The following is an 18797-nucleotide window of genomic DNA, read 5'->3' as shown; positions in this document are numbered from 1 at the left end:
CGATTTCTTCCTTTGGAGAGGTGGAGCGAAAGCAGAGCTGTGGGTGAAACTGGGAAGCGTTCTGGCATATTGCAAGCTTCTGAGAAAACGATGAAAGGATTAAAGGGAAAAACCGCACTGATTACGGGCGCAAGTTCGGGAATTGGACAGGCGATCGCCGTTCGTTTGGCGCAAGAAGGCTGCAACATTGCGATCAACTACCGTAAAAATCCTGAAGGCGCAGAAGATACCGAAGAGCAGGCAATGCAAAAAGCCTGTGGACAGGCAGAAGAATGCGGCGTGCAGTCCCTATTAGTTCAGGGCGATGTATCCCAAGAAGAAGACATCGTAAACGTGATCAGTGCGACTGTTGACAAGTTTGGCGGTCTAGATATTTTGATCAACAATGCTGGAATTCAGACCGAGCAAGCCTCCCACGAAGTATCAACCGACGAGTTCGATCGTGTAATCAACGTTAACTTGCGTGGAGCCTATCTCTGTGCGCGAGAAACAATTAAACATTTCCTGGCTCAGAACCGCCCCGGTGTCATTATTAATGTCTCTAGCGTTCACGAAGTCATTCCCCGCCCTTCCTACATCAGCTACTCGATCAGCAAAGGCGGCATGGGAAATATGACTAAAACCCTAGCTCTGGAATACGCCAATCGCGGTATTCGGATCAATGCGATTGCCCCCGGAGCCACCATTACGCCCATTAACGACGCCTGGACCCATGATCCAGAACAAAAGGCGATCGTCGAAAGCCACATTCCAATGGGTCGTGCTGGAACGTCTGAAGAAATGGCAGCCGCCGTTGCCTTCCTGGTTTCGGATGAAGCGACCTACATCACCGGGCAAACGCTATTTATCGATGGTGGACTCACGCTCTACGCCGATTTCCGGGAAGCCTGGTCAGCCTGAGCTGCAAACCACTCAATCAATAACGGATTGACGATCTCAGGAGCTTCGTCCTGGGGACAGTGACCAATTCCAGGTAACGGCACAAATTGCTTGACCGCCGGAAATTCCGCCAGGGCTTTCCCCTTCTCAAACGGCTCCCACGGGTCATCGATTCCCCAAGCAATCAGGACTGGAACCTGAACTTGTGGCAGGAGATCCTCTGGTAAAACGCCTTTGGAATAAGTGATGAACGACAGAAACACATCGGCTGCGCCCTCGTCCTGGGCAGGCTTGAGCAAAATTTCGACCAGCTCATCGGTAACGGCTTCTTTGCGGCTATATGCCTTCAGTAGTGCTTTGCGAATCACTTGCGGCTGAGCCAGCTTTGAGAAAAAGAAGTGCCCGATCGCCGGATGCGTCAACAGCTTTTGCACCCGCGGAAAAACAATTCGTCGATACCAGTTCAGCTTTCGCTCATGCTGGAGCCGCAATGCACAATCTAACAGGGCTAGCGACTTTATTTGCTCAGGCTGATTCACTGCTGCCTGTAATCCCACCAAACAGCCGATTGAATTTGCCGCAATATGGACAGGTTCGTCAATCACGTCTCGGCAAAAATCGTTAATTTGTTCGCCCCAGGTCTCAAATCGGTAGTGAATTGCTTCTCCCGGCTTGGGTTTCGCCGATTCGCCAAAGCCAATCAGATCGATCGCATACACCCGATGCTGCTGTGCTAACGCTTCAATATTCCTGCGCCAGTGCCGACAGGATGCCCCCAGCCCGTGAATCAGCAAAACTGCCGTTCCCGCCGTTCCTGCGGTTTGATAGGCGATCGAAAACCCGCGCCACTGCCAAAATTGAGTTGTGAGCTGAGAACCAGACGCGATCGATTGATTGATAATCATAGAAATGGGTTGAAGAAATTGTTGAAACGAAAAACTAGAAAGTTTGTCGATCGGTTCTGGATAAGGATAAAGGGGGTGCTGTCATGCTTTTGAAACAGTGAAAGCAATCCTTAGAGAGTCTTGAGAAGAAGATATATCCGAACTGCCCCCTTTCAGGCATCCCTTTTGTAATAGGCAGTTCTACCCGTCTCAAAGTCCCCCAGTGTTGAGGGTTATCAAGAGAAACAGCGGGGGCAATGCGAAAGTACCCGTCTCACCAACTTATTCCAGTGCGTCCCAGATATTTTTGGGAACACTGCTGCGTCCTTTACGAGATATGAGATTCGGCTGATAGTGGCAAGTATTGGCTTGCTCAACTTTCTGGATAAATCCTTGAGCAATTAGCTCGCTCAGCAAAGCTTCAATTGCGGACTCCGATTGATTCAAATGAACAGCAATCTCAGAGACCGTTGCCTGCTGGTGACGAACTAGCCAATTCATCAGCGATCGTTCCCTTTCCGCTAGAAACAGCAGATCTGCCATTGTTCGCGTGGATAAGCCTGCGCTGCGGCGGGACTGTTTTCTTGCAGGCTGCTCCGCCTGGGGTTCTAATTGCCATTCGGGATTATCCGACATACTCCAGTGCCAGTAATTTTTGCGCGACGGTATGCACTTCTTCGCTAAACGTATGGTGGGGATGATGCAGCCAAAACACGCCGCCGCTTGCCAGTTGCAGCATTTCCTCGTTTTCGTAGAACAAACCGCCCACCGGAACGCCGTAGCGCGTTTGCACTTGTTCCAGCACCGAAGCACGAGAGAAGGCTTGAGGCGTTTTGTTGACCAGCAGCATGATATTGGGCACGTCGAGCCGCTGCGCCACTTCTAAAGTCACTGCCGTACCCAGAAAATCTTGGCGATCGGGACGCAGAATAATCACCATCGCATCGGAAATTGCGATCGACAGCAGCGTTTCCTCGTTTAAGCCGGGGTGCGTGTCGATAAAAAGGTAGTCCAGGTCTAGCTGTTCGGTGAGTTCCTGAAAGCCTTCGTTCAGCAGACCAACATCAAAGCCTTCTCGCAGCACCTTGGCGATTTCTCCGGCTTTGAGGCTAGAGGGCACCAGATAAACCTTGCCTGCGAGATTAGCAGTTCCGGTGGCAGTTTGGAGCTGAGAAGTGACATCATAGGCAGTTTTTTCAATGGGGCACTGTCCCCATAAATAATCGTTCAGCGAGTAGTTAAAGGAATCTTCGTCCAGACCGAAAATGACGTGAATTCCGGGCGACTGAATATCAGTGTCTACAATGCCAACTCGCTTGCCCTGACTAGCGATCGCCACTGCCAAATTTGCCGTCAGGTTAGATTTCCCCGTGCCACCCCGGAAGGAGTGAATTGAAATGATTTGAGACATAAAGCGTCCCTCTAATAAAACCAGGATTTTGAGATAGGCGATAAACCTGAATACAGTATGGGAACAATGGGCGAGAAACTATCACACTTCAGTAACGACTTTATGGAAAAGCGAACTTATGCACCGGGGGACGTGGTGTATCAGGAAGGCGATGCCAGCGACAACGTTTATCTAATTAAAAGCGGACGGATTGAGCTAGTCGATCGCTATCCCGAAACAGGGGAAGTGGTGGCAAAAACGCTGGGTGTGGGCAAAGTCTTTGGTGAGATTGAGCTAATCGATCGCAAGTCGCGTTCCTCAACGGCAAAAGTGATGGAATCGACGAAAGTTATGATCTTCAGCCACGAAGAAATTCTAGACGTTTTGTTTAAACACCCGGAACAAAGCCTGGTTCTGGCACGGGATGTCTTCGATCGCCTCAGGCAGCTTTACAGCACCGATAGCCTGGACGCAGAAATGACCAAACTGCGCGAAGAAATGCACGAAACCATCAAGAAAGCGGTGATTAGTCATGAATCTCGCGTGGTCAAAAGCCATAATGGCATGGCGGCAATTGCAATTCCGATCGTGTTGCTGGTGGCGATCGTCATTGGCATTCGTGTCTATCTACATTAATTTCGCTAATTTATTCCCGTTGCGAGCTTTTGTCGTGCGACATTTACAACTTACGCCTCAGCAAATTGCAGTTCCCGGAATTATGGGCGGTATGGGTCCGCTTGCCCATCTTGAGTTTGAACAGCGGTTGATTCAAAAAAATCTAGAGCGAGGCAACAGCAGCGATCAAGATCATCCGGTCTGGTTGTTGGTGAACGCATCGAATATTCCCGATCGCACAAAAAGCATTGTCGGAGAAACCGCTGACTGCGTGCCCTGGCTGCTGCACTATGGGCATTTACTAGAACGGTCCGGCGTTGACTTTATTCTGGTGACTTGCAACACCGCCCATGCGTTTTACGATCGGGTTCAGCCTCAGCTCAATGTTCCCTGGATTCATTTAATGGAACAAACAGTACAGTTCATTCGAGTTGCTCATCCCCAGGTGCGGCGAGTGGGGGTTTTGGCAACAGACGGTACATTAAGAACTGAACTTTATACGCGTAGCCTGACGCAGACCGGGTTAATTCCAATCGTGCCCATGCTGGGATCGGGGGTACAACTCCAAATAATGCAGTCGATCTATCATCCCAATTGGGGAATCAAAAATGCAGGCATTTGGATTTCTGAGCAGGCAATACAAGCGCTTCAGCAGTCGATCGAATGGCTGCAACAGCAGGGCGCAGAGCTAGTGATTGCAGGATGTACCGAGCTTTCCGTCGCACTGACCCGCATAGAAACCCTTCCCCTGCCGTGGGTTGACCCGCTCGAAGTGGCAGCATCGCTAACGCTGGATCTGGCGTTTGGTCGGCGATCGCTGCAATCGATTTGGGCAGCCTGAATCAAATGCAACTCCCCCATGCAATCGACAATGCGGAAACCCCTGATCAAGCTCATCGGATGGACGACGCTGGTGCTGCTGCTCTGGCTGGCGGTTCCGATCACAATACCAGACGCAGTCGCAAGTCATAGTGCAGCTCAAAGTCCCCCTCAAAGTTCCTCATCAATCCAGGATAGAGGGGGCGAAAGAATCTCAAGGACAAAACAGACCCCGGATGAAGACTCCGCAGCCCTGCAAGAGAATCGATCACCTATGCCGCCAGACGTTCAGCGGATTTTGCGGCGCGGAAAGCTCGTGGTGGCAATGCTGAATCAAGACAATCCGCCTTTTTTTATAACTGCTGAAGGGACGCCAGAAGGCTCTGACGTTCAGGTTGCGCGATCGATTGCGGAGCAGCTTGGGGTTTCGGTAGAGTTTAATCGATCGGCAAAGACGTTTGATCAGGTGGTGCAGACGGTGTATCGTCTCGATGCGGATCTGGCAATCTCGAAGCTGAGCCGAACGCTGAGCCGTGCTAAATCTGTGCGTTTTAGTCAACCTTACGTCACCATGCGGCAGGGTTTGCTGGTGAACCGACTTCAGCTTGTACAGCAGGCAAACGGACGCAGCATTCCTGAAGTGATTCGGAATTTGGAAGGCAAGATCGGCGTGATCCAGGGATCTTCCTATGTCGGGTTTACTCAAAAGCGATTTCCCAAAGCAGAAGTAGTCGAGTTTCCGTCCTGGTCTGCCGCGGTGGATGCGGTGATTCGAGGTGAGGTGCTGGCAACCTATCGTGATGAACTGGAGGTTAAGAAAGTCGTACTCAGCAAACCCGATGCTGCCCTTCAGCTTCAGACGATTGCCCTGACTGACACCGAAGATGCGATCGCCATTGCCCTTCCCTGGGACAGCCAACATCTGCTGGCATTTGTGAATCAGGTGCTCGACACGATGAATATTAATGACACCGCAGATAGCCTGCTGCAAGCTTATTCCAATCGGCTTCAGACCAATTTTCAAGGAAACCGGTAGGAAAGCGATGTCAAAGTATTTCTCAAGATATTTCTCAAAGACCTCCTCAAACTATCCCAAGTTTTTCTCCGTTCCATTCCTGATTCGGTGGCTAAAAAGTCCCTGGACGATCGCCGTTAGCATTGGGCTGAGTATCTATCTGGGAACTTGCCAGCCTCAGATTGCCGCGTCGATCGCCCCCCTGGGACAGTTCTACTTAAGCTTGCTGAAGATGTGCGTTCTGCCGATTTTGCTTTCTGCGGTAACGGTCAGCACAGGGCGACTGATGATGACGGATAATGCCGCTCGGTCGATCCGGCGCATGGTTGCTGTGTTTCCGATCGGATTGCTGCTGGTGAGCAGTATTGCCGTTGCGATCGCCACCCTGGCTCAGCCGGGGAAAAATCTTTCGGCTTCAGCTCTGAAGAAATTAGGCATTTTAGTCAATCAGTCGGGAATCGATCTGGAAATTTCATTAAGCGGGGCAGAAATACAGCCTGAAGAATTTCCGCTGAATCAATTGCTGGTCAATCTGATTCCAGAAAATATCTTTAGTGCGCTGAGCGAAGGGCAAACGCTGAGAGTTTTAGTGTTTGCGCTCGTCTTTGGCATTTCGCTGGGACTCGTGCGAGAACCTGCCACGCAATCGTTGTTTGCAGCGTTAGAAAGTGTTTATCATGCCTGCAATCGGCTAATTCAAGGATTAACTGTTTTATTACCGCTTGGGTTATGCAGCTTATTGACGACCCAGTTTTCGCAGTTGGGCATTGATATTCTGTTTTCCATGATTCGGTTTGTGCTGATTGCCATTCTCACTTTTGTCATCATTTATATTCTCAGTACCATTATCATTTGGCGACAAACCAATCAATCATTTCTAACCGTCCTAGCACAGCTTAAAGAGTCAACCTTTCTGGCACTGGCAACGTCGAGCAGCCTTGCCTGCATTCCCTCAGCAATCTCCGCGCTGAGCAACGGTTTAGGCTTCGATCGCCAAACAACCCAGCTTTTGACGCCGCTTTCGATTACACTCTGCCGCTTTGGATCGGTGATTTACTTTGCCCTGGCTGCTCTGTTTGTCGCCCAGCTTTACAACAAAGATTTGAGCGGGGGACAGTTGGCACTCGTCGTGGTTCTCTCGATTCTAGCGGGCATGGCAACTTCGGGCGCAACGAGCGTGATCACGCTGACCATGCTCGACATTGTGCTGAATCCCCTGAAACTTCCCTTGGAAGCAGTGCTGGTGCTGTTTATTGCGATCGATCCCATTGTTGATCCCTTCCGCACCTTGGGAATTGTCCATACAGGGATTGCCGCAACTGCCCTAGTTGCTCAATCCGAAGCGGAACCAAGGATCGATATTTCAACCCTTCCGCCCTGTTTACCCGACTCTACGCTGTGAGGAGATTTTCCGTGACCCGACTTCGCTCGCTGCAAAACTATCTCCGGTCAAAAGCAGGTACGCCTGGTCTCAAAGTCAGCCTGGTAGGAGCGATACTAGCAACCGTAGGCGCAACGGCTGCGATCGTCTATATTCCCTGTGCAATGACTTCGCGACGCAACGTGAATACGCTGATGACTCAGGTCAATCAGGAAATTGCCAATGCCACCAGTCAGGAAGTCAAGCGGCTGTTTCTGAGTGCCCAATCCGCGCAGCAGCTTGTAGACAGCAGTTTTACGCAGGAACTGATTGACCTGAACAATTGGCAGGAGCAGGAAGCCTTTTTCCTGAGTACCCTTGCTGCCAATCCCGACTTTACCTGGATTCAGCTTGGCTTTGCAGACGGTGATTTTGTCGGCGTACAGCGCACTGCGGATGATTTGCTGCACTTTCACGTTCGCGATTGGGATGGCAGGACTCGCACTACCCACAGCACCATTCGCACCTATCAGGTAGAAAATCAGGAATTCAAGCAAATTGATCAGCACTCCGCCCCGATGGAGCCTGCGTTTTATGCGCCTGATCGCCCCTGGTATAAAAGTGCAATTCGTACTGACGGAAAGCCTGCCTGGACGGTTTATATTTATCGATCGACCAACGCGCCAGGAATGGATACAACGATTCGTCTACAGCAAGATCAAAAGACGATCGGAGTGATTGGAATTGGAATCGAGTTGGCTCAGCTTTCACGATATCTCGAACGCATGAAAGGCGATCGATCGGGAGAAGCCTTTATTCTCAATCCTGAACAGGAATTAATTGCTTCAACCGATCCGCAGGAAGTTTTTTCAGAGGCAAAACGTCAAACCCAGCTTCAGCAATTGAGCCAGGCGCAGAACCCGCTGCTTCAATTAGCAAATCAGACGATTCAAGCCCAAAAGATAAACCTTAGTACAATTCAAAATCAGCAGGAATACGTTTACGTCGATCCCAAAACCGGAGAGAGCTATCGCATCTCGCTATCGCCCGTGGGCTATCTGGATTGGGTCGTGGGTGCGATTATTCCTGAGGCTGGCTACCTGGTTGAAATTAACCGCAGCAGGCAGGTTCTATTGATTGTGATTAGCGTGTTTGTCTTGATAGCCGCGGGTCTGGCAATTATTGCAGTCGATCGGATTGTGGCACGTCCGATTCTTCGCATTGCCCACGTTGCCGCAGACATTGAAGCCGAAACCTTTGAGCTAGATCACCTTTCCCCGGTCGCACGTCGTACCGATGAACTGGGACAACTCGCCCGCATTTTTAAAAAAATGGCACAGCAAGTTTATCTACGCGAACAGCGACTCAAGCAGCAGGTTCAGGAATTAAAAATTGAGATTGACGAAGCCAAGCGACAAAAGCAAGTTAAAGAAATTGTCGAAACCGACTTCTTCCAGGATCTTGTCGGCAAAGCACAAACGATGCGCCGGCGAAAACAGTCTCGATCGGCTCACGGAGCTTCTCAATTGTAAAAACTTGATTGCAAAAAAGGGGCAGATGCCCCCAAATTGTCGTCAAAGTCATAAAGTCGCCTATGTCCAGTACAGCACCTGCGCCTGCGGAAACCGCTTATTGATCTCCCCTTCAAAGAACTGGCGAAGCTGCCTCATCGTATTGCCGTCGTACACATACTTCGTGCCGCCAAACTTGTTGCGCTTGATAATGCGATTCTGCTCGTCCATATCTAGCTTGCTGTTGGGATACCAGGCTTGCAGCACTTCCTTAGAGCCGGGCGTAAAGCGGTGCGAAATCAGCTCAAACGTGAGGACACAGGGGAAGTCGATCGCCTGCTCGATCTGATCGAACAAATCGCTGTAGTGCTGCTCCCAGTCCTCGATCGGCATAATCGGCGCGATCACTAAACCGATCGGATAGCCACCGCCGCCCTGCTCACGCGGAAGTCCGAGCTTGCGGAGTGCCTGAAGCCGCTGAGGAACAGTCGCCGTACCGCCTTCGAGCTTCTGGGAAACCCAGGCAGCATTGACGCTAACTCGACAGCGCGTATGCCCGTTATGCGGCAAATCCAGCAGCCCGTCTACGTTGTCAAACTTGGACACCCAGCGCAAATAGCCGTCCTCGCGTGTGCCAAAATAGCGAATCGCTTCTGCCAAGCTGCCCGTTAAATGCTCAATACCAAGCGGGTCGGTGTAGCAACTCACCTCAAAGCTAGTCGCCTTGCCCGGCTGCTCATACTTGCCTAGGTTGGCGAGAATCTGCGGCAGGTTAGCAAACACGCGAATCAGAGGTGGACCCTGCAAACTGCCTGCTAGATAGCAATATTGACAGTGACCCGGACAACCTTCAGCAATGTGAAACTGCCAGTCTGCGGAAGGTGGAATCGGGCTGAGCTTAAAGCTGCTGGGCGGAGCCGTCACCACTGCCAGCGTCCGCTTTGCTCTGGCATAAGTCTCGCGCTCGGTCTCACCCTTAACGCCTGTGATGCGATTGCGGCCTAACTCCTCGATCGGCAAATCGAGTGACTGCGCCCGTCGATAAAGCTCCTGTCCCCATGGCTCTTCGAGTGCCATCGGCGTAAACAAAACGCGCTCAGGCAACCACAGCCGCGATGAACGAAACGCACTCAGCTCGGGATGAATCGGTGCGGTAATATCAGTCGTTGGCTCAGGGGTTGTAGCGGGATCAAACGGACTAGTCTTAACAGTTTTAGCGTCTAAACCCGTAGTCTCTGCGGTCTCAAGGGGAAGCGTGAGTTGAGTAGGTGTAGCGATCAAAATCCAGCTCCATGAATGACCTACTTTTAGTATGACGCACTCTCAAGGAGCATGAAATCTAGAAACAGCGCGGATCCCACCACTTTCAAGGACGGTCTTCCCCGGTCAGTTAACCTGCTTTCTAAAGGCGGATATCGCGCCTGTTCGATCGCCCCTCAACCTCATTACGATCAAGACAGATCACAACCAGGAGTTTGCTTTGCATACTGCCCCAACTGCAACTGATCTTCAGATCAATGCTGAGATCAACGCTCCGATCGCTGCTCCCGCTTCATCTGGCGGCAATTCCACTCCAGAAGACATTTCGCTAAACCGTCTGCTGCAAGTCAAAGAGATTTACTATGAGCCTGCTGTATTAGAGTATGGGCGCGGACAGGAGATCCTCTCGCGTTATCCCAATGCGCGTCAGGTTGAGGTCGCTTCGCACTGGAAAATCCCCGATCTGCACGCCAACGAAGATTCAGTTGAGCATTGGAACCTGATCAAGCGCACGGTGCTGGTGCTGGGCGTGAAGAAATCGATCCAGGTGCGTCCAAACGATCGCAGCGCAGACTTTATTGCCCCGTCCCATTCAAACGGGTGCGCGATGGCTTGCTCCTATTGCTTTGTTGCTCGCCGCAAGGGTTTCGCCAATCCAATTACGACGTTTGTGAATATCGAGCAGATTCAAAAATATCTTAAGCGACACGCTGCACGACAGGGCGAAAAGACGATTTCTTCTCAAACTGATCCCCAAAACTGGGTATATGAGATCGGAGAGAACAGCGATTGCTCGGTGGATGCTGCGATCTGCGATAACGTAAAGGATTTGATTACGCTCTTTCGTGATATTCCAAATGCCAAAGCGACCTTTGCGACGAAGCGAGTGAATCGTGATTTGCTCAATTACGATCCACAGGGCAAGACTCGAATTCGCTTTAGCGTCATGCCTCAATCGATTGCTCAGGTGGTAGATATTAGAACGTCCAGCATTGACGATCGCATTAATGCCGTGAATGATTTTGTGAGCGCAGGCTATGAAGTGCATCTCAATTTCGCGCCCGTCATCTATCACGAGAACTGGAAAGAAAACTACACCGCTCTGTTTCAGCAAATCGACGACACTCTATCCCCTACAGCGAAGGCACAGCTTCAGAGCGAGGTGATTTTCCTGACGCACAACGAAGGGCTACATAGCGTGAATATGGGCTGGCATCCGCAGGGCGAGAACCTGCTGTGGCGACCCGATTTGCAGGAGCCGAAGTATTCCCAGAATGGCGATGTTAACGTGCGATATAAGCGCGGCTTTAAGGGACAGCTCGTGTCGAGCTTCTGCGATTTGCTTAAGCAGCATTTGCCCTACTGCAATATTCGCTATGCGTTCTAATCTAGCTCGATAGAAACAAAAGAAATAAAAAAAAGGGGGCTGAGTTGCCCCTCATTTATTTAGTGTTGATTTTAAGTGGAGCCGACGGGAGTCGAACCCGTGTCCAAATTGGGTATTTGCATGCCGATCGTTCACAGGTTTAGCTTCTCTGATCCTCGAAGCGGGAACCGTCACTTATCCCGGACGATGGGATTCTCTGGTAAAGTCTTAACTAGATCGTTGACCAGAGGCAATAATCTAGAGCATCCGTTGAGGTTTGTCTGTAACTCTTAACGGAGTCAAATCACAGACGCTCGAACCAGTTTTTGGTGTTAGGCAGCAGCTAGTGCTTGCTTACGAGCAAAGGGCTTAATTTCATTTGCACCTATTGTGTTGAGCCATTGATTTTCGAGAGGTAGCTCGCTCTCGACCTGCATCACGACATAACGTTCGCCAACCTGTCGAAACCGTTACAGCCCCGTGCGTATATTTATTATAGCATCAGAATTTTGCTGTGGATGTAAAGCTACGGGAAGAGCCTTTATTGATGGGTCAGCGTTAACAGGATTACACCTCTCCGATCAGTTGCTGCATGGGGGCTAACAAGGAATGGCTTTGCCAGTCAATTGCTCCAGCATCGCCATCCCCTCGCTTGATAAACCCGACCGATCAGTTTGCAGTTAGTGGAGTCAGGTGGTTTTATGGTTCCACCGTAACCGGAGTTCCCACTTCAACCAGCTCATAGAGCTTACGAACATCTTCGTTATACATCCGCACGCAGCCGTGGGAAGCAGCCCTTCCGATCGACTCTCGATTAGGTGTTCCGTGGAAGCCAATCCAATTGAGTCCATCGGTCCAAAACCCAATCCATCGATCGCCGAGCGGATTATCGTTACCGGGCGGCATCTGTTCTCCAGTTAACGGGTTCGTCCAGCCTGGATGCTCCAGCTTTTGCATGACCGTAAAACTGCCCGTTGGCGTTTCCCAACCGGGTCTGCCGATCGCCACCGAATATCTGGCTTTCACTTCGTTGCCTTCATAGACATATACACGTCGCTCACCCAGCTTTAGCACCAGCCGTACAGTTAAACTTTCGGGCAAAACTGGCTTGATCGGCGGCAGTTCGGGAGGAAAAAAAGGCAGCGCACTACTGCGAACAGACACAGAGGATTCTGCTGGAACGGCAGGAGCAGTTTGTGCAGTTACGGGCAGAGTCACCATCAGGAGGCTAACCCCCAGAGGAATTTGAAGAAGGCGAGTAAAAAGAGACACGATCGCAGTTGGGTAGGAGAATGACTGAGTTCGATTTACAAAACTTCCTGCTTCGGTTTTAACCGATTCGCAACCGAGGTTTACCACAGAGCGCGAGGGCTAGTGTTATTAGCTCCTGTTGGCGGTGTTGTTCTGGGTGAGGTTGGGCTGGGCGAAGGAGTGGTGCGCGGCGTGATGCCTGACGGAGCAGGTGAAGGCGTCGGAGTGGTGCGGGGTGTAGGCAACCCAGGCGAAGGAGAAGGCGTGAACGTTGGAGCAGGACTCGGCGTGGGGCTTGGTGTAGATAGTCCAGGTGAGGGAGAAGGGGTGAACGTTGGAGCAGGACTCGGCGTGGGGCTTGGTGTAGATAGTCCAGGTGAGGGAGAAGGGGTAAACGTTGGAGCAGGACTCGGCGTAGGGTTTGGTGTAGATAGTCCAGGCGAAGGGGTGGGTGTTGGAGTAGGACTCGGCGTAGATAGTCCAGGAGAAGGGGTGGGTGTTGGAGTAGGACTCGGCGTGAGAGGTGCTGGCGAGGGAGAAGGAGTGGGCGTTGGAGCGATCGGCGAAGGCGTGGGTTGGGGGACATCTTGGGCTAGCCCCTTTTGCATATCACCAATTCCTGCCGTTAGCAGCAGAACGGTCAGGGGCAACGAAATCTTGAGAAAAGCAGATGACTGCTTAGCCATAATCACTCCTTACTTCACTTCAGTATTTCAGTAACGTTATCACTTCAAAGCGGTTCCCTGCCCTGGCACAATGTTGACTTTAGCCCACACCTTGCCCAGCTTCGAGGGGGGTGGCTCTTTTAGCGATCGCACGACAAATTGCCATTGACCAGTTTGCCGGTTTGCCAGGTGCCGCGCTGTGATCGTCCATCATTGAACAGAAAAATTCCGTCTCCATGACAGCGATTGTTCTGAAATGCACCCACATAGCGGTTGCCATCGCCCAAAAGCCAGATGCCCAGCCCCTCAAAGCGATCGGCTTTGAACTGTCCGATATAGCGTTTGCCGTTCGAGAAGCTGTAGGTGCCGCATCCTTCACGCTTGCCATTGCGGAATTCTCCGTCATAGCGATTGCCTGTAGGAAACACCATAATTCCTCGTCCGTCAGCAGGGCGATGAATCGCAGTTTCCCCTTTGAGGGAATTGGCATCTAGGGAGCCGTAATAACGAGTGCCATCAGCATACTCATAGCTGGGCTTGCTAGACGACGGTAAGGAGGGGGGTGGAGGTTCCCGACAGGGTAAATTAGGCAGAACAGGAGCCTGGTCAGAAGGTTGCTGTCCGGGCAGAGTAGCAGATGGCACACTGGATGTTGGCACAGTAGAAGCTGGCACAGTGGACTGGAGGCGAGAGGGTATCAGGTGGCTGGATAGCGCAATTGCCGCTGCAACGAAACCACCGATCGCCAACCGCAGTTTCCAGGGCGAAGTCTGAAATCCAGCTAGGGTAATTGTTTTGGGAGTGGTTGCCGAGGCAGGGAGAACGGGGAACGGGCTAGGAGCAAGGGTGGGAGCAACCTCTGAGGGTGAGGACTCTTTGGGGAGGAATGTTCCCTCTAAGTTTCCGTCAGCAGGAAAGCTTTTTTCAAAGGCTGGACTTACTGGGTCTGCGGCATCTTCTGCGGCAGTGACAAACGGCTCAGCGACTGAAACAAAGGGTACTATTCCTCCAAAGGAAGAATCTTGACCCATCGCCTCTGCGGCCTCGTCGGATTCCTCAAATGCCATGAGCGTGGTGAAATCCCCGATTTCCTCAGGTTCGTCATCCGGGCATTCGCCTTGCTCAGCAATCAGTTGCTCGATCGCCTGCAAGGGTTCTTCAACCGTTTGATAGCGGTCTTTGAAGTGGTAACGCACCATGCGATCGAGGATTTCGGCAAATGCCTCGCTCACGGGTGGATCAAGCGCTTGCCAGAGGAGTTCGCCGGTCTGGAAATCGCGCTGAAGCTGACTGGGGCGCACTCCCGTCAACGCTTGAATCCCAATCATGCCGACAGCATAAAGGTCACTGCTGTAGCGTGGACTGCCGCTAACCTGCTCAGGCGGCATATAGCCCTGTGTGCCAATCGAGATGGTGAGGGGTTGCTCCAAGGGCGAATCGTCCAGTAGAGTGCTGACTTGCTTCACGGCCCCAAAGTCGATCAAGACGAGCTTGCCATCTTTATGACGGCGGATTAGATTCGAGGGTTTAATATCCCGATGAATGACTTGCTGCTGATGGACAAAAGACAAAATCCCTAAAATGTCGTGCAGCCGTCGCAGCGTTTGCCCTTCCGTCCATTGCAGCACGCGGTTGTCGAGCGGTTGACCTTCAATAAATTCTTGAACCAGGAAAAATTCCTGGTTGTCTTCAAAGTGAGCGAGCAAACGCGGAATCTGATCATGATTGCCCAGGCGGTAAAGCACGGCTGCCTCTGTGTCAAACAACCGCTTTGCGACCTGCCATCGCGTCATGTTTTTGCTGTGAGGATGAAGCTGCTTGACCACGCAAAGGGGATACCCCGGCAACTGCGTATCCTTTGCCAGGAAGGTCTGGCTAAATCCACCCGATCCCAGTTGCCGAATTACGCAATAGCGTCCGCTAAGGAGCCGATCGGGAAGCAGCTTTTGAAATCGCTTAATGGAGTCCAAGGTTCTCTAGTCTCTGAAGAAGATTCCATAAACTGAAGCTCAAAGTTAAGCTCAGAGGACGTAGATGCACTCTACAACAATAATTATGTCCAATTGGTGATTGCAATGTTCACTTAGGCAGAGAAATTCGTCAGACTTTAGTACAGGATTCCCTCATCCGCCCTCATCTTCCCACCTCTTTTACCATTCCCATTATGGGAAAAAGGAGAGCTGGATCAGAAGTTTCTCCGTGTTTTCTACCTGTCTGCATGGGAGCGGGATTGAGGGTGCGGGCAAGCTTTCAGGCAGGAGGCTTCACTAACCGCTCGTCCGCAATCGCTCGTCTGCAATCAGGCGTCTGCAATCGGGAAAAACAATGGCGCAAAAATAGCAGGGCAGCAGGGTGCGTAAGCCAACCTCATCCCCCATCTACCTTCTTATCCCTCCTTCGCCCGATCGCGCCTTTGCCGCCAAACTGCCCCTGCCCCTGCGAGAACGCCCAGTGTGCCGATCGCCGACAGTCCGCCTAACGGAAAAGACGTGGGCTGGACAGCCGTGGGTCGATCGATCAGCGTGAGCGCATTATCGCTAATTTGTTGATGGGCAGCCGTGGTGGGGTGGAGGTTATCCCAGAATAAATGGCGATCGGGCTGGGCGCAAATGGTTCCGGTCGTGCGGCTGTAGCAGGGCGTGGTCAGGTCGCTGAAGTCGCGATTGTCTGTGGCTTGCACATAAAGTCTGCCGATATCAAGCCGCATTAAATCGACTTCAGGTAAGGCACGCTGCAACTCGTCGAGCTGTTGGCTGAGAAGCTGGTTGTGTCGATCGCTCAGGCGATTAAGGGTCTGAACGACGGTTTGACCTTGCTGCTTTGCCAGAGGCGTTTCACCCAGGGCGGGCAGATTGGCAACTAGAAAATGCCTTGCCCCCGACTGATAAAGGGACTCGATCGCTTTCACAATGTTTTGCACCGGGACGGACGGATTCGGTTCCTGCCCGTTTGGATTGGAACGGTTGATGCCCGACAGATAATCGTTTGCGCCCATCCAGATCACATAAAGCGCGTTGGGGTCAGCAGTTCGATCGGCAAGGAGCTGTTGGAATTCAACAATCTGGGTTTGCAGTCCCGGAATTGCGCCACTGATCGCGCTGCTGGTTCCCGTGGTGGCTCCGCCATAGGCAAAGTTCACGCTGTCTATGCCAGACGATTCGCTGCTTTGAGGATTGGGCAGGACGGCGATCGGAGTGGGGGTGAGGTTGAGCTTTTCTGCCAGATAGTCGATCCACACTGGACCATTGGAAAACCGTCCCTGGTAGTAGGGCGAAGGCGGCGCACCTGTACCTAGGAACTGTTTTGAGGCATTGAAGACGTTGCCTGTGTCGGAGAGGCTATCGCCAAACACATAGAGTTTCTGAAAGGGAGCGGCGATCGTTCTGCCAGGCAGCAAACCTGTGAATAGGGCAGCACTCGCCAGCAGCAGCGGCAGTTTTAGGCGGTATCGCATTGATGGTTAGCGTCCTGTATCAGAGGGTAGTAAGTCTTTTCTGGTGTAGCGAATCGATCGGGGTTTTGACAGTGCCTAGAAGAATAATTGTGGAATGGATGCGCTTGACGAGAAGCTTTGAGGAGTTGTAGGAATCTTGAGAACCGCTCTAAAAAACGCCGAAATCCAAAATTCAAAGCCCATGAATTGCCCTTAAATTCCGAGTGAAGAAGGTGACCAAAACGTACTACAATCCGTCCGATCGCTTCAAGGAGAAAAGGGCAATGCTGAGCGGAATCCTGGCAATGGCAGTTATGGCGCAAACTCCCCCCCAACCCGCACCACAAACTCCGGCAACTCCCCCCCAACCCGCGCCGCAGGAGATTGTGCAGCCGCAGGAAGTTCGATCGCTTTCCGGCAGTCTTGATCGAGTTCCGGTGTTTAACAGCAACAGCCCTGAACTGGTGAAAGAAGAAGGCATTTTGCTCTCGACCTTTTCGCCGGAGGGCAAAGCCGATCGATCAGCGCATCTCAACTTTCCGTTTAATGGACGGTTTGATATGTTTGCTCATCACGTTTACCGCGCCGATAACCCGGAAGATTTGCGGAGTCTGTATCTGGGCGTTTTGGTGTACAATCCGGGCGATCGTCCAGTGAGGGTGGAAGTGCTGCAAGGCGCAAGCTATCTGAGCCAGCCCGATGCCCCCTTTATCACGCTGCCGCCCGTGGTGGATAATCCGCAGGGAACGGTGTTTGCAGGTCCCGGCAGTCGGGTGATGAGCGATGTGCTGCGCGGCGATCGAGAAGCGATTTTTCCGGCACAAATTGAGATTCCGCCCCGCTCTTATCAGCTTTTAATGAATCTGCCGATTCCGGTTGCCACGCTGACTCCGCCCCTAAACGGACGATCAACCCTGATGCGGCTCCGCAGTAATGGATCAGTGTATCTGGCAAGCCTGGCACTCAGGGCAAGGCAAAATCCAGACGGCTCCGAGCTTGCCCCCACCCTAACCGAATGGACGAGCCTGCTGGAAACCGGAAAGCTGGCTTCCTCTCGCGATCGAACTCCCACTCCCCCTGATCAAACGAGCGGTCAGGTTATCTACGGTCGAGTTGCCGGGGTCGCAGAAGGATCACGCTGGGAAGCTCAGCTCACCGATTCAGGCACAACCGATCTGGCAATTCCGGCGCCCGGTGCGGCGTTTTCCTACGGACTCGCAACGCTGCTGGGCGGCAGACTCGGAACCGAACAAAATCAGTCGGCTCGAATGCTGGTGCGCTATCCTGACACGGCATACCAGGCACACGGCAATTACGGCATTGAGTACGATCTGACGCTGCCTTTGCACAATCCTGGCAGTCAGCCGCAGACGGTGACGATCGCTCTAGAAACCCCCATTAAAGAAGACACCCTGAGCCAAAACGGGCTACGCTTTTTCGAGCCATTGCCCACCCAGACTTTCTTTCGGGGAACGGTGCGGGTGCGCTACACCGACGATCGGGGCTTACCTCAAACGCGCTATGTGCATCTGGTGCAGCGACGAGGGCAGCAGGGTGAACCGATCGTGACACTCAATTTGCCTGCGGGAGGTCGACGACTGGTGCAGTTCAGCTTTTTGTATCCGCCGGATTCAACCCCACCGCAGGTTTTAACGGTGAGGACGACGCAGCCTTGACCCGACCTTGATCCGGCCTTGATCTGCCAATGTGCGATCCGCTAGCTCTGGGTCGGGAAACAGCGCAACGATCCACTTGCCACCCGGTTTACCGCTTCGTATGCCCAGTCATTGGGGGTGACGTCGGGAAACTTAGAGGCAAACTGACCCGCCGGACAGGAAATGGTCGGCTCCTCGGTCAGGGGGCGTGGATCGGGGCGGCTGTCTTCCTGAGTAAATCCGGGTGTGTCGGTCGATCGATTCGGAATGGGCGAAGTCGGTGAAACTGGGCTGGGCTGGGTTTCGATCGTTGGAGCCGGAGCAGGAACGGGAATCGTTTGAGCCGAAGCCCCACTGAAACCCGGAAGCACGGCGACAGATGCCAGCGCGATCATGCCAGGAAGCGTGCGAAAAAGGGTACGAAGCGTTAAGCGATTCATAAAGCGATTTATGGAGATAGTTCGAGATAAATCTGGATAAACAGCGATGCAAGGCAGTTCCCCGAATGGGGTCATCGATTGAAGGGGCGATCGCAGTGCATTCCATTCTAAAAGGTTTCGATTCTGGACAGTGTTTGAACAGATATTGCGCTTGCTCAATCGATCGCCCGATCGCCCCCGTCCCAGGAAAAATCCCTGCTTATCAAGATCCACCTTAAGTAAGGGTTTCTCGCTTGACCAAATTGCTAGAGTTG

General features: G+C 52.2%; 17 protein-coding genes and 1 other RNA gene. 9 read left to right on the top strand and 9 right to left on the bottom strand.

The window, feature by feature from the left end; translation table 11 throughout:
• Positions 1-90: 90 nt before the first annotated feature.
• Positions 91-900 (top strand): glucose 1-dehydrogenase, encoded by an 810-nt coding sequence (locus NDI45_RS22855; RefSeq protein WP_190790398.1) that lies wholly within the window; start codon positions 91-93, stop codon positions 898-900.
• On the opposite strand, the gene NDI45_RS22850 is transcribed toward NDI45_RS22855, so the two are convergent.
• The 3 genes from NDI45_RS22850 to NDI45_RS22840 form a co-directional block, all read right to left on the bottom strand.
• Positions 867-1784, bottom strand: coding sequence for an alpha/beta fold hydrolase (locus tag NDI45_RS22850; RefSeq protein WP_190790399.1), 918 nt, complete (start codon positions 1782-1784; stop codon positions 867-869). The genes NDI45_RS22855 and NDI45_RS22850 overlap by 34 nt on opposite strands.
• A 261-nt stretch (positions 1785-2045) precedes the next feature.
• On the bottom strand, positions 2046-2399 hold the full coding sequence (locus NDI45_RS22845) for a helix-turn-helix domain-containing protein (RefSeq protein ID WP_348248939.1): 354 nt from the start codon (positions 2397-2399) through the stop codon (positions 2046-2048).
• Entirely contained in the window at positions 2389-3174 is a 786-nt protein-coding gene (locus tag NDI45_RS22840; protein ID WP_190790401.1) for a MinD/ParA family protein, read from the bottom strand. The genes NDI45_RS22845 and NDI45_RS22840 overlap by 11 nt, the downstream gene beginning before the upstream one ends.
• A gap of 102 nt (positions 3175-3276) precedes the next feature.
• Here NDI45_RS22840 and NDI45_RS22835 point away from each other — a divergent pair, with 102 nt between their 5' ends.
• The 5 genes from NDI45_RS22835 to NDI45_RS22815 are packed head-to-tail and all read left to right on the top strand — an operon-like array spanning position 3277 to position 8494.
• On the top strand, positions 3277-3789 hold the full coding sequence (locus NDI45_RS22835; protein WP_190790413.1) for a cyclic nucleotide-binding domain-containing protein: 513 nt from the start codon (positions 3277-3279) through the stop codon (positions 3787-3789).
• 34 nt (positions 3790-3823) lie between these two features.
• Entirely contained in the window at positions 3824-4609 is a 786-nt protein-coding gene (locus tag NDI45_RS22830; RefSeq protein ID WP_348248936.1) for an amino acid racemase, read from the top strand.
• A 30-nt stretch (positions 4610-4639) separates the two neighbouring features.
• Positions 4640-5623 (top strand): ABC transporter substrate-binding protein, encoded by a 984-nt coding sequence (locus NDI45_RS22825; protein ID WP_348248934.1) that lies wholly within the window; start codon positions 4640-4642, stop codon positions 5621-5623.
• Positions 5624-5630: 7 nt separating this feature from the next.
• Positions 5631-7004 (top strand): cation:dicarboxylase symporter family transporter, encoded by a 1374-nt coding sequence (locus NDI45_RS22820; RefSeq protein ID WP_348248932.1) that lies wholly within the window; start codon positions 5631-5633, stop codon positions 7002-7004.
• Between the two features lie 11 nt (positions 7005-7015).
• Positions 7016-8494 carry a cache domain-containing protein gene (locus tag NDI45_RS22815; RefSeq protein WP_348248930.1) on the top strand — a complete coding sequence of 493 codons (1479 nt, stop codon included), beginning with the start codon at positions 7016-7018 and terminating at the stop codon, positions 8492-8494.
• 60 nt (positions 8495-8554) lie between these two features.
• Here the strand turns inward: NDI45_RS22815 and NDI45_RS22810 are convergent, their stop codons facing one another.
• Complete coding sequence (locus NDI45_RS22810; RefSeq protein WP_348248962.1) at positions 8555-9577, bottom strand: spore photoproduct lyase family protein; 1023 nt, start codon at positions 9575-9577, stop codon at positions 8555-8557.
• A gap of 478 nt (positions 9578-10055) precedes the next feature.
• Here NDI45_RS22810 and NDI45_RS22805 point away from each other — a divergent pair, with 478 nt between their 5' ends.
• Positions 10056-11120 carry a spore photoproduct lyase family protein gene (locus tag NDI45_RS22805; protein WP_190790415.1) on the top strand — a complete coding sequence of 355 codons (1065 nt, stop codon included), beginning with the start codon at positions 10056-10058 and terminating at the stop codon, positions 11118-11120.
• Positions 11121-11193: 73 nt separating this feature from the next.
• Here the strand turns inward: NDI45_RS22805 and ssrA are convergent.
• Both ssrA and NDI45_RS22795 read right to left on the bottom strand, forming a co-directional pair.
• Positions 11194-11579: a transfer-messenger RNA gene (ssrA, locus tag NDI45_RS22800) on the bottom strand.
• Positions 11580-11798: 219 nt separating this feature from the next.
• Entirely contained in the window at positions 11799-12374 is a 576-nt protein-coding gene (locus NDI45_RS22795) for a L,D-transpeptidase (protein WP_347277822.1), read from the bottom strand.
• A gap of 99 nt (positions 12375-12473) precedes the next feature.
• Between NDI45_RS22795 and NDI45_RS22790 the strand changes: the two genes are divergently transcribed.
• Entirely contained in the window at positions 12474-13070 is a 597-nt protein-coding gene (locus NDI45_RS22790) for a hypothetical protein (protein WP_348248928.1), read from the top strand.
• Positions 13071-13155: 85 nt separating this feature from the next.
• Here the strand turns inward: NDI45_RS22790 and NDI45_RS22785 are convergent, their stop codons facing one another.
• Positions 13156-14985 carry a protein kinase gene (locus NDI45_RS22785; protein ID WP_190790406.1) on the bottom strand — a complete coding sequence of 610 codons (1830 nt, stop codon included), beginning with the start codon at positions 14983-14985 and terminating at the stop codon, positions 13156-13158.
• A 416-nt stretch (positions 14986-15401) separates the two neighbouring features.
• Positions 15402-16469, bottom strand: a complete 1068-nt coding sequence (locus NDI45_RS22780; RefSeq protein WP_348248926.1) for an SGNH/GDSL hydrolase family protein — start codon at positions 16467-16469, stop codon at positions 15402-15404.
• A gap of 293 nt (positions 16470-16762) precedes the next feature.
• Here NDI45_RS22780 and NDI45_RS22775 point away from each other — a divergent pair, with 293 nt between their 5' ends.
• Positions 16763-18124, top strand: coding sequence for a DUF3370 domain-containing protein (locus NDI45_RS22775; protein WP_348248960.1), 1362 nt, complete (start codon positions 16763-16765; stop codon positions 18122-18124).
• Between the two features lie 41 nt (positions 18125-18165).
• On the opposite strand, the gene NDI45_RS22770 is transcribed toward NDI45_RS22775, so the two are convergent.
• Entirely contained in the window at positions 18166-18756 is a 591-nt protein-coding gene (locus tag NDI45_RS22770) for a hypothetical protein (protein ID WP_348248924.1), read from the bottom strand.
• Positions 18757-18797: the final 41 nt, after the last annotated feature.

Source organism: Leptolyngbya sp. GB1-A1, assembly GCF_039962475.1.
Taxonomy (GTDB): domain Bacteria; phylum Cyanobacteriota; class Cyanobacteriia; order Elainellales; family Elainellaceae; genus Leptolyngbya_A.
This window is presented reverse-complemented; position numbering and strand designations above follow the sequence as displayed.